The sequence below is a fragment of the uncultured Microscilla sp. genome, assembly GCF_947493425.1.
Taxonomy (GTDB): Bacteria; Bacteroidota; Bacteroidia; order Cytophagales; family Microscillaceae; genus Microscilla.
Genome location: NZ_CANLRP010000086.1, coordinates 23,812 through 35,851 on the forward strand (window position 1 = coordinate 23,812; position 12,040 = coordinate 35,851).

At 41.0% G+C, this 12,040-nt stretch carries 10 protein-coding genes; 7 read left to right on the plus strand and 3 right to left on the minus strand.

Annotated elements, in window-relative coordinates; genetic code table 11:
• The first annotated feature begins 185 nt into the window (after nt 1-185).
• Nucleotides 186-962 (plus strand): hypothetical protein, encoded by a 777-nt coding sequence (locus Q0954_RS20130; RefSeq protein ID WP_299459470.1) that lies wholly within the window; start codon nt 186-188, stop codon nt 960-962.
• A gap of 95 nt (nt 963-1,057) precedes the next feature.
• On the opposite strand, the gene Q0954_RS20135 is transcribed toward Q0954_RS20130, so the two are convergent.
• Both Q0954_RS20135 and proS read right to left on the minus strand, forming a co-directional pair.
• On the minus strand, nt 1,058-1,684 hold the full coding sequence (locus tag Q0954_RS20135) for a thioredoxin family protein (protein WP_299459472.1): 627 nt from the start codon (nt 1,682-1,684) through the stop codon (nt 1,058-1,060).
• Nucleotides 1,685-2,015: 331 nt separating this feature from the next.
• Nucleotides 2,016-3,512: a proline--tRNA ligase gene (gene proS, locus Q0954_RS20140; RefSeq protein WP_299459474.1), complete on the minus strand. Its 1,497-nt coding sequence runs from the start codon at nt 3,510-3,512 to the stop codon at nt 2,016-2,018.
• Nucleotides 3,513-3,973: 461 nt separating this feature from the next.
• On the opposite strand from proS, the gene Q0954_RS20145 reads away from it, so the two are divergent.
• The 4 genes from Q0954_RS20145 (at nt 3,974) to Q0954_RS20160 (ending at nt 7,910) form a co-directional block, all read left to right on the plus strand.
• The gene (locus Q0954_RS20145) at nt 3,974-5,140 is read left to right on the plus strand and encodes a hypothetical protein (RefSeq protein WP_299459477.1); all 1,167 of its coding nucleotides are present in this window, start codon (nt 3,974-3,976) and stop codon (nt 5,138-5,140) included.
• 221 nt (nt 5,141-5,361) lie between these two features.
• Nucleotides 5,362-6,936: an OmpP1/FadL family transporter gene (locus Q0954_RS20150; RefSeq protein WP_299459481.1), complete on the plus strand. Its 1,575-nt coding sequence runs from the start codon at nt 5,362-5,364 to the stop codon at nt 6,934-6,936.
• Between the two features lie 98 nt (nt 6,937-7,034).
• The gene (locus Q0954_RS20155) at nt 7,035-7,292 is read left to right on the plus strand and encodes a hypothetical protein (protein WP_299459484.1); all 258 of its coding nucleotides are present in this window, start codon (nt 7,035-7,037) and stop codon (nt 7,290-7,292) included.
• 60 nt (nt 7,293-7,352) lie between these two features.
• Nucleotides 7,353-7,910 carry a hypothetical protein gene (locus tag Q0954_RS20160; protein ID WP_299459486.1) on the plus strand — a complete coding sequence of 186 codons (558 nt, stop codon included), beginning with the start codon at nt 7,353-7,355 and terminating at the stop codon, nt 7,908-7,910.
• Nucleotides 7,911-8,027: 117 nt separating this feature from the next.
• Here the strand turns inward: Q0954_RS20160 and Q0954_RS20165 are convergent, their stop codons facing one another.
• Entirely contained in the window at nt 8,028-9,332 is a 1,305-nt protein-coding gene (locus Q0954_RS20165) for an aminopeptidase P family protein (protein ID WP_299459488.1), read from the minus strand.
• Nucleotides 9,333-9,463: 131 nt separating this feature from the next.
• Between Q0954_RS20165 and Q0954_RS20170 the strand changes: the two genes are divergently transcribed.
• Together Q0954_RS20170 and Q0954_RS20175 are read left to right on the plus strand one after the other, a co-directional pair.
• The gene (locus Q0954_RS20170; RefSeq protein ID WP_299459490.1) at nt 9,464-11,071 is read left to right on the plus strand and encodes a S8 family serine peptidase; all 1,608 of its coding nucleotides are present in this window, start codon (nt 9,464-9,466) and stop codon (nt 11,069-11,071) included.
• Nucleotides 11,071-12,012: a hypothetical protein gene (locus Q0954_RS20175; RefSeq protein ID WP_299459491.1), complete on the plus strand. Its 942-nt coding sequence runs from the start codon at nt 11,071-11,073 to the stop codon at nt 12,010-12,012. The genes Q0954_RS20170 and Q0954_RS20175 overlap by 1 nt, the downstream gene beginning before the upstream one ends.
• The last annotated feature ends 28 nt before the right edge of the window (nt 12,013-12,040 follow it).

The following is a 12,040-nucleotide window of genomic DNA, read 5'->3' on the forward strand; positions in this document are numbered from 1 at the left end:
AATGTGCGACCACCATTTGCTTTTTTAATATAAAATATTTAACCTTTACGCGTTTGATAGGGTGAAATAAATTTTCTGGAACTTTTGATGGCTTTGCCTGTGTAAAATAGCATAATACCAGGATACCATTTTCCAGACAATGGCACACAACCACAAACTATTCATTTTTAACTGGAACGTATTTTATGATCATGAGAAAACAACTAGTCACATTAGTTTTTTTGTTGGCATTAGTGTTCACCGCACACGCCCAAATACACACGGGTATCAATGCTACTACTGGCTTTCCTCTGAATGAATTTAAAGCACAAAACCCTGGTACTGCCTTTGGCATTAACATCAATATGTTTTTCCCTCATTCAGAAAGTTCACCAGTATTTTGGGGAGTTGACCTCAACTTTCAAGGAATGGGAGCACGTGAGGTAAGCAAGGTGGTCAATACAGATGTAAATGGCACCAGTGTTCCAATAGACTTTAAACTTGCCAATAGAAACAGGTTATTCAGTGGGCATTTTGTTATAAGAGCCAAAGTACCTACCCAAGGAGTACAACCTTATGTAGAAGGCTTGGTAGGCTTAAAGTATTTTTATACTCGTACTTTTATCAAAGAGATCAATACAGGTAATAGTGCAGTAAGCGAACAAGAAATGACCCGAAACAGCAGTGTTGGAGGGGAGTCGTTGCAAAGAAGCATTGCCTTTAGTCACGGCTTGGGTATAGGTGCACAAATGATGTTTAGTCAGTTTTTTGGGGCAAATATTGGTTTGCGTTACTTGTGGGGGAGCCCTGCCAAGTATTATACCAAGCAAGACATTCGCGATTTTGATGTGGCCATTACCGCCAACAATGGCGTAGGCAACGACGAGTACGGTGCAGTAATAAACGGAGGTGGCATAGGTCCACGCAGGTCAAGAACCGATATGTTGGTACTCAATGTAGGCTTGATCATCAATTTTCAGTAAATGAAATAAAAAAGTAATTGATAAAAAATCCCCTTGAAAAATGTTTCAAGGGGATTTTTTATCAATTACTCAAGGGTATATTTAACTTTTATCTCCTAAATCCAACGTTGCATTGTCTCAGCCAATTCTTTTTGGGTGGTTTGGGTTTTATCTTTGGCATACCAACCATGCAAACGCGTGGCAAACTCAAGGTAGCTCTCACCATCGTTGTTTTTCTTGCGTTCCATCACCATTTCATGGGCTGGAGTCGGGCGAGGTCCCCACACCCCTAGTTCTTTCAATGTTTCGCTGTCCAACGCAATCAACTTAGGAATAGAGCGGGCACCATCGGTCAAGTAAGCATCCATTACATCGAGGTGTTCATCTCTTAATATCAGTTTCAAATCTATCTTAGGCGAAGCTTCGGCTATTTTTGCCAATACTGGTACAATCTGAGCTGCATCGCCACACCATGCTTCAGTAATCACTACCCAGGTTTGTGAGTGCTTGATACTGGCAATGGTTGTCAACATTTCTTCATTGAGTTTTGCAGTCTTGTCGAGGCGTTTCATACGCTGCACATTCATTTTGGTGTAGTGTAGCATGTCCTCGCTGTGGTTGTCTCCTGTGGTTTTACCTTCACTCAACAATTGGTCAATCATTGTACGGTATTCGGCATAAGTTTGAGACTGGTTGAGGTGCTGTTGAGTAACTTCGCTTACTTTCAATATGTTAGTATCCATTGTTTTTAAGAAGTTGCGTTATAGAAATAACAGCCTTAGCTGTTGATATGAGTTATAAGTAATGTAACTTTATTAATTACAATAATAAAACTAATCCAAAGAACAAAAAGTTCAAACCATTTCAAATAATCTCGCTACCCGCTCCTGATTTTTTAAATAAAAAAAAAAAGCCTGTTACTTTTGAGTAACAAGCTTTATATTATGACCTTGTTTAAGGTTTAGCTTCGCTGAGCTTGCCCTAAAGGGCTGCGGTTCTCCAAATGATTCAAAATTAGCTTTTTGCTCTCAAAGCATAAACCGTAAACAAGTTCTATATCATCATAAAGGCCAATTAGTAAGCCCTGGCGAATAATACCCTACGGGCAGAAGGTTGCCCAGAATAAATGCATTGACCGGCTTCTACGTCATCATCCAAAGGAATACAACGAATAGTCGCCTTTGTTTCATTCTTGATCTTATCCTCAGTGTCGGCAGTACCATCCCAATGCGCCAACACAAAGCCACCTTTTTCGTCTAACACTTGTTTAAACTCTTCATAGGTATCCACTTTGGTGGTTTTTTCGGTACGGAAATCAAGCGCCTTTTTATAAATGCCTTGCTGCATATCTTCCAAAGTAGCCTGCACCTCTGCCACTACCTCATCAAAATTCACCACTTTCTTACCTGCATTGCGGTTATTGGGGTCTACTACATCGCGACGCGCCATTTCTACAGTGCCATTTTCCAGGTCGCGCGCACCCAATGCCAAACGTACAGGTACCCCTTTCATTTCCCAATCGGCAAATTTAAACCCAGGCTTGTAAGTATCACGGTTATCGTATTTTACACTTACTCCTACTGCTTCCAGGGCTTGTTTTATTTCGTTGGCTTTGGCAGATACTGCTTCAAACTGCTCGTCGCCTTTGTAAATAGGCACAATCACTACCTGGATAGGCGCCAATTTAGGAGGTAGTACCAAACCGTGGTCGTCAGAGTGCGCCATAATCAGGGCACCCATCAAACGAGTACTTACTCCCCATGAGGTTCCCCACACAAGTTCTTCTTTGTTTTCTTTGTTCAAAAACTTCACATCGAAAGCTTTGGCAAAGTTTTGTCCCAAAAAGTGAGAAGTACCTGCCTGAAGTGCCTTGCCATCTTGCATGAGTGCTTCTATGCAATAAGTTTCATCAGCTCCGGCAAAACGCTCGCTTTCCGATTTGACTCCCTTTATAACGGGTACTGCCATAAAATTTTCGGCGAATTCGGCATACACATTCATCATCTGTATGGTTTCAGTTTCGGCTTCTTCTTTGGTCGCATGAGCGGTGTGCCCTTCTTGCCACAAAAATTCTGTAGTACGCAAAAATATACGGGTACGCATTTCCCAACGCACTACATTTGCCCATTGGTTCAACAGTATAGGTAGGTCGCGGTACGATTGAATCCATTTTTTATAAGAACTCCAAATCACGGTTTCAGAAGTAGGGCGCACAATAAGTTCCTCCTCAAGTTTGGCGTCAGGGTCTACTACTACCCCCGAACCATCTTCAGCGTTTTTCAAGCGGTAGTGGGTTACTACAGCACATTCTTTGGCAAATCCTTCTACGTGATCGGCTTCCTTGCTTAGGTAAGACTTGGGTATAAACAAGGGAAAATAAGCATTGCTATGTCCGGTGGCTTTGAACATACGATCTATTTCGGCTTGCATCTTTTCCCAGATGGCAAACCCGTAGGGCTTGATTACCATACACCCTCGCACGTCTGAGTTTTCTGCCAAATCCGCTTTTTTTACCAGCTCGTTGTACCAAGCTGAGTAATCTTCGCTACGTTTGGTGATTCCCTTGCTCATACTGTTTGTAATTTTATTTAAGTTTATTGATTTACAGCAATTTAGTTTATAACAATCAACCTACAATATGCCACAAAACCATTTTTGTATTGGTGTAAGTGTAATTGTCTGATTAGGTCACTTTTTGTTATAAAGAATTGCAAATTTGCTATTTTTTGATGGAAATCAAACGGTTGAACTGGAGTTTTTCAACCTTGGTACTCAAGCTTCAGAACTAATCGCCTCGTCAATGCGTTTTTAGTGTAGTGGCTTTGATAGACCAAACCCAGGCTTAGGTGCTTAAAACCCGCCTGTTTTTGTATAAAAAGCCACATTCTTAGTATAAATTCGTTAACTATATATAACTTATGTTAGTTGTTAATTGTAAGTTTGTACTATCTTAAGACCTTCAAGGTCATCTATATACATTTATACATTGCTTGATATTAATAAGATCATACGCTCTCTAAAAAACATATACTATGAATATACAAAAATCAATTATTAAATATTTTCTGTTGGTAGCTGTAGTAGCAGGGGGTTGGGGCTGTACTTCTACTACAAATCTTCAGCACGCCAACTATGAAGATGATGACGTCTATTTTTCACGCAAAGACCGTGAGAAGGCAAAACTTGCCAAAAAAGCCGAAGTGAAAACTACCCCCAAGGTGGTTAATAACTCTACTGGAATGGACGTGAACCCTACTTATGGGGTAACTACTCAAACTAAGCCTCAAACCAAGCCTCAAACCAATATAAACCCCGAATATGTAGAGAATTACAACGGCAACTCTACTATTACCAACAATAGCAACAACTACACAGGAAACGAATATTATACCGAGTACCGGGCAAGCAGAGTGCAAGTACCCAGAGCTAACTATGATAGTTGGGGAAACGCCAATAACGGGGTGTTTTATGACCCACACTTAGACCACTCAAGTCCTTTTTATGACCCTTATATGGTACAATCTGCCGTGGTGCCTTTTTCGGTACGTGTAGGCTGGGGACGTGGCTGGCGTTACCGCAGATGGTATAACCGCAATGGTTGGTACAACCCTTATTTTCGCAATGATTTTTGGTATAGACGCAATGCCTGGAACTATGGTGGTGGCTGGGGTTATTATAATACCAACCCTTGGTGTCCGCCCAACTACATCAACCGCCCTATTTATAATACTACCAGGGTTGTTTCCCGTCCACAGATCATTAACCGAGGTCCACGCAGAAACGGGGCAGGCAGACGAGGTAATGTGATATTGACCAATACAAATACTACCAAGCGACAAAAACAAAGTAACTTGAACAATAGTGGTGGACGTGATGTGAATAAAAGGTCACAAACTGCTGGCAGAAGGTACAAAAGAACGACTACCAACAACAACGGCAACAAACGGGTAAGCACCAATACAGGCACTACAACTAATACACGTCGTAGTACTACCCGTACAAGGACCAGAAGAAGTACTCCCACCTACAACCAAAACCGTAGTCGCAGAGGCTCTTCTTTTAATCGACGTTCTAATACAAATCGTCGATCTACTTTTTCAAGACCAAGTACCCGCACAAGGACTCGTACTACATCGCGACCAAGCCGAAAAAGTTCGCCTAAGCGCAGCAGTGGAAGCTCTAAAAGAAGAAAAAGATAATTGATATTTTGTATATAGGTATTGTCTGAATACGAAGGTTATTCAGTAGTTTATAGTATAACACAATCATTTGAATAAAAAATGTGAGGATAATCGCTGTATTGTTCGCACATTTTTTATGGTCAAACTTACAAAAGAGCATCAACAAAAGAGAGGCAAACTACCTGATAATGAACGATTAATGAAAAATAACAGCAATAGACCAATAACCAATCAGATTTATGAAAAAGAGATTTTATCGTGCCTGTATTGCCACCAAAGCCGCCTGTTTGTTGGCTGTGATATTGACCAGCACCATTGCTCAGGCACAACAAATAGACCCTAACGCTCTAGGGTATTTTACCGATGCTTTGCGTTTTTCACGGCATACTTCTTTGTTTGGATCGGCAAGAACCCAAGCAATGGGAGGCGTAGAAAATGCCATTGGAGATGGTTATACTGCAGGCAATGGTAATCCTGCCGGGCTAGGTTTATCACGTAAATCAAAATTTGGCATCAGCCCTGCCTTTGGTGTTGCCAACACCAACACTACTTTTTTGGGAGAAGGGCTTCAAGATTCAAAACTGAATGGTAACCTCAATGGCTTTAGCCTGGTACTCACCCTGATTAAAGATGATATTTTACCAGATAAATGGAGAGGAGGAAGTTTTGCTATTTCGTTTAACCGCATCAATAGTTTTCAGAACAGGTTTAGCTACGAAGGCATTAACAACCAAAACACCATGGGGGACTACCTGGCCGAATCGGCTTTTGGTGTTGACCGTAATAGTTTGTTGGTACCTACCGATAGTATCTTTAATTTACCTGAATTGGCTTTTAATACTTTTTTGATAGATGAATACCTGGATGCTCCGGGAGAATACTACACCTTGGCACGCGATGGAAACAACAATCTGCTGGGCAGGGTGTTACAGCAGGAAGTAATCAATACACGAGGAGCACAGTATCAGTGGAGTTTTGCTTATGGAGGTAATTACGACGATAAGTTTTACTTTGGGCTCGCCATGGGTATTCGTACTTTGAACTTTAAACAAAGCAAGGAGTTTAAAGAAACAGTCATTTATGAAAATAATACGATTCCGAGTTTACTCGACTATACCATTACAGATGAGCTAGAGGTAAAAGGAACAGGTATTAACTTTTCGCTGGGGCTTATTTACCGTCCGGTTGACTTTATAAGAATTGGGGCATCGGTTACTACGCCTACTTTTTATGCTTTGACCGAAAACTTTAAAACGGGCATTACAGCCAACTTTGACAACTTTGCCTATGATGGTGTAGTACTCAATACCGAAAGCTTTGAAACTGTACCTGGCACATTTAACTATCAACTGACGACTCCCTTAAGATTGAGTGCTGGTATTGCTTTTTTTCTGGGCAAACGTGGATTTATTTCGGGCGATGTAGAACTCAACTCGTATAACCAGACCCGATTGCAAGGGGCAAGCAGTTTTACTTTTAACGGAGATAATAAAACCATCAAAAATATTTATAAAACCACTTTAAATATAAAAGTAGGGGGCGAATACCGGGTAAACTCTATGTTTAGACTACGTGCCGGGGCAGCTTTGTTTGGTGATCCTTACAATAATATAGACAATGTAGACCGCAAGGTCTTGCACCTTACTGGAGGGGTAGGCTTTAGACTACCAGGGGCTACCATAGACATTGCCTTGGTAAACAGTCGCTTCAACTCTGTATATGTACCTTACACCCTAAGTGACAACACCCACCCTACTACCAGCACCACTAACAGCATGACAAGTGCAATAGTAACAGTTGGGTTTTCGTTTTAAAAGACACGCCCTGCCCTACTAAAGATCACCACATACAATTTATCAGATACCCTGTTTTTAACTCTATCAACAGGGTATTTTTTTGTATTTTCATAGCCATGAGCCAACCTATTGGAGCAAATAAAGATTTTATTATAAACAATTCTTTTGAAGGGTTGCAGGTGAGTTTTATTTTTGGTACCCAAACCCTTTCATTTGTCTTTGATGATTGGCTCTATCAACAGCTTTTGCCTATGGCACAAACTGCTACTCAATTTAACTACTGCCCCGGATGTGGCGAATTGCTCCCCCGCTACCTTCTTCATTCACTTACAGGATTTTGTTATAGCTGCCGGGGCGACGATGATTTGATGTAAACGCCAAGCCTCGCCTGATTTTTGAGCCTATTGTCCACACAACTTTCCACAAGAAGTACAATGTTAAAGATACTTAGACAATACCTCCTCATGGCAAGCCTAAGTTTTTGGGCAAGCTATACACTGCAAGCCCAAACAACGGTAAACACTCAAGTAAAGCAGATCAATAAGGTATATCAGGAGATTAGAAGTGATGTCAGCCATAAAAAACTTGGCACCAGCCACTTTACTTTTAACCTTAAACGCCACAATCTCCACCACTCAGGCTACCGACATTACTCACAAAAACTGTATTATAGTTGGCAACAAGAACAAGCTTGCTTAAGGTTGGCGCTGGTACGTAGCGAACGAGGAAGGGTTGATTATCAAAAAGAGTTTTTGTTTAATCAGAAAGGGGAATTGGTCTATTTTCAAGAAAAACAAAACGATGAAAAAAAATATCCTTATCGTGAAGTAAAAGTGTACTTTGCCCAAGGTAAATTATTGGTGTGGAACCAAAACCAACAAAACAATTTGCACCACCAACGCATACAAAGCCCGGTGGAAAAGGTTCAGCTGATTATGCAAGAGGCCAAAGCTTTGCAGGCAGATTTACACAAGCAAACCAAAAAACCGTAAGCGGCAGCAAGCAATGGGCAACAAGTCACCAATGTTGTGATAATGACATTCAGCAAAAAAGCCCACTGTAAACAAATACAGTGAGCTTCTAAGTACTTTGAAAAACGTAGGCAAAAACTACATTACTCCTACCTTACTATTCATCAATTCTTCTATTTCTTCAGCTTCAATCGGGATGTTCTTCATCAGGTCGTCATTGCCACCTGGAGTAACTACCACGTCATTTTCAAGACGAATACCAAAGTTTTCTTCTCTTATATAAATACCTGGCTCTATGGTAAATACCATGCCTGGGGCTACTTCATTGTCCCAGTTGCCTACATCGTGTACATCTAAGCCTAAGTGATGTGAGGTACCATGCATCATGTATTTTTTATAAGCTGGCCACGCAGGGTTTTGATTTTTTACCTCAGTGGTAGTGATCAACTTGAGGTCAATCAGTTCTTTGGTGACAATTTCGCCTATTTGCACGTGATAATCGTCAATGAGGATGCCTGTTTTCAATATCTTTTTGGCTTCCTTCATTATTCTCAACACTGCATTGTACACCTCTTTCTGCCTTGGGGTGAAACGCCCGCTCACTGGAATAGTACGGGTCATGTCAGCATTGTAATTACCGTATTCTGCTCCTACATCCATCAACAACAAATCACCTTCTTTGCAAGGCTGATCGTTCTCGATGTAGTGCAATACACAACTGTTGAACCCAGAGGCAACTATAGGCGTATAGGCAAAACCACGTGAACCACGACGCACAAACTCGTGTACATACTCTGCCTCAATCTCATATTCCATTACACCAGGTTTTACAAACTTGAGTACCCTTCTAAATCCTTCTTCGGTAATATCACACGCAGTTTGAATTTGAGCAATTTCGGCAGGAGATTTTACCGCTCGCAGGTCGTGCATTTGTGGGGTAATGCGGTTGTATGAATGCAACGGAAAGGCTTCTTTGCACCACTTAATAAAACGTGCATCACGGGTTTCTACTTCTACCACGGCGCGGGTATGCTCATTACTATTGAGGTATACCTCTTCGCATTTGCCCATCAAAAGATGAAATATTTTTTTAAAATCGCTCAACCAAAACACCGTCTCAACACCTGATACCTCAGTAGCTTCTTCTTTGGTGAGTTTGTGTCCTTCCCAAATAGCAATTTCTTCGTTGGTTTCTCTCACAAATAACACTTCACGGTATCGTTCCTGTGGGCACTCAGGAAACAACAGCAACACCGTCTCTTCCTGGTCGATGCCAGTTAAATAAAAAATATCGTTATTTTGACGAAAAGCCATGGTACCATCTGCATTGGTAGGCATAATATCGTTGGAGTTGAATACAGCCAGCGATTTAGATTTTAATTTTTTTGCCAGGTTTCGCCTGTTTTGAATGTATATTTCTTTTTGGATTGGTGTATATCTCATGAGAATTAATTATATTTTTCGCCTGCACACATAGTGAAATCAATTAAGATGATTCTCTAACGAAAATGTGTTCAGCGTTGTTAGAGTATTGAAATTATAGCTATTGAGGTGTATTTAAACTACAAACAAAAATGAAAAAAAATATTGTAATTTTCATCAAAGTACCACTACTAATATTGCTTGTTAATACTTTTTTAGCCGCTCAGCAAAATAATTTAGCCAAGCTACGAACAACCAATTATGTTGATCAACCCATACATGCAACCCATAAGTATTGGGTAGTGTTTAGAGATAAGGGAGCCTTTGCCCCAAATGCCCGCTATGTGTCTGCCCAAACCCTGCAAAACCGTCGTTTGTTGGGCTTGCCTTTACAGCAAATAAGCGATGTACCAGTAGCTACACAATATATTCAACAATTACAAAAACAAAAGATTCAACTATGTCAGCGTTCTAAATGGCTCAATGCTGTATCGGTAAGGGCAAATACTACCCAACGAGTCTGGTTGCAGCAACAAGCTTTTGTGAAAGAAGTAAGTCTTATGTACCCCTACGGAGTAATGACAGCACAACAACAAATCGGCGAGCCCTCCGAAAAACAATTTGCTACTGTACTTAAGCAGATGAAAGCACGATTTCTGGTAGAAGCAGGCTTGAATGGCAAAAGCATTAAAATAGGCATCATCGATGTAGGATTTGACGGGGCAGATAAACTCCATGCCTTGAAGCACGTTTTTAAAGACAAGCGCTTTTTGGGTGGACGCGATTTTGTGAAACCTTCCAACAAAAAAGTGTTTAGCCGACAAACCAACGACGACTACCACGGCACCCAGGTATGGCGCGCCATTGCTGGCAAAACCAGCCAACGCCAATTTGGGCTTGCCACTGGAGCCCAATTCTATGTAGCCCGTACTGATCATGGCGTAACCGAAACACGCACCGAAGAAGATCATTGGATAGCTGCTGTTGAATGGATGGATAGCCTTGGCGTACGTATTGTCAATACTTCGTTGGGCTACTCCGATGGGTTTACCAACCGAAAGGAAGATTATACCCCCAAAGAAATGGATGGCAAAACCAGTAAGATAAGCCGTGCTACCGACATTGCGGTCAAACAAAAGGGGATATTGGTGGTAGTATCGGCAGGCAATGAAGGAGCCCTTCAATGGAAGGTCGTGTCTACCCCTGGTGATGCTAAAGAGGCGTTGTCGGTGGGTGCTACCAATAAAAACTTTAGAGCCAAGGCTGGTTACAGCAGTATTGGTCCTGATTTTTTACCTTACCTCAAACCTAATGTTTCTTGTTTTGCCTCTAATGGCACCTCTTTTTCGGCTCCAGTCATTTCAGGGCTTGCGGCCTGTCTTTTGCAAAAAAAGCCTTCCCTCAAAAACACTGAGTTAAGAGCCATCATAGAAAAATCGGCGCACTTGTACCCTTACGGCAATAATTATATTGGGTATGGTATTCCACAAACAGATGTGGCTCTTAAACTCATCAATGAACCTCATTGGAAGCCTGACAATGTAAAAACAATGGAAGTAACAAGGGGTAAACTGGTATTGGAAAAGTTGACAAACAAAAAGGTGGTGGTTTTTCATAAACGTGACCAATACCAGGTACAACACCAACAACGTATAAAGGTAGGCAAAGACCAAAAGGTGGTCATTAAACGTCACAAACGCACTACTCTACGAACCACTGTAGACATAGGTAATGAAGTAATAGAAATTTATTGGAAGTAATGACAATAGCATCGCAAGCTTATTTAGAAGTAAAAGATCAACTCACTACATTGCTACAGTCAGAAGATATGAGCAATATAGAGTTGGCTCTAAAAATAGGGCAAAATTACCCTGAGTTTGAGGAACAGTTAGACAAATATCGTTTATTTTACCGGGTGGCTTTGAATAAAATGCTGAATACTTTAACACCTGAAAATATCTATGAATTGTTGCAACTTACTGAGCTAGACTTGCAAAGTACGGGCTTGGTAAAACTACCCGCCGAGGTAGCAGTCCTTAAACATTTAACAAGCCTCAATTTAAACGAGAATTTTTTGTCAGATTTGCCTTTACACATAGGAAGTTTGCCTCAATTAAACAGGCTGTTCATAGCAAAAAATGAACTCGCCCAACTCCGACCAGCAATAGGTCAACTCAAATCGCTCAAGGTATTGCATTTGTACGACAATAAGTTGCAGGACTTGCCCCCTCAACTGCAGCAATGTGAGTACCTGGAGGCCTTGTCTATTAATAGCAATCAGTTTGGAGTTTTCCCTAAGGTAGTTTGCTCATTATTGAATTTGGAAATTCTGTACATTCAGCACAATAACCTCCAGGTGCTTCCTCCCGAAATAGGCGAATTAAGTCGCTTAGATCACCTCAATGTAGGGCATAACCAGCTCAAACAATTGCCAAAAACTATGGGCAACCTACAAAGGCTTGGGTTGCTTGATCTAACCCACAATCAACTCAAAGAGTTTCCGTTGCCTATATTAGAAATGAAACAAATAGTCAAGCTTGTGGTTGCCAATAACCAGCTTAGTCATATTCCTGCCGAAGTATTTGATTTGCCTCACTTATATCAACTAGATGTAAGTAATAATTTCATTACCCAGGTTGATTTTTCGATTACAACTAAACCACCCTGCACTGAAAGTACAGGGGTTTTACTAGCGGACTGAAAGTCCTCGCTCATTCCAATATAAAATT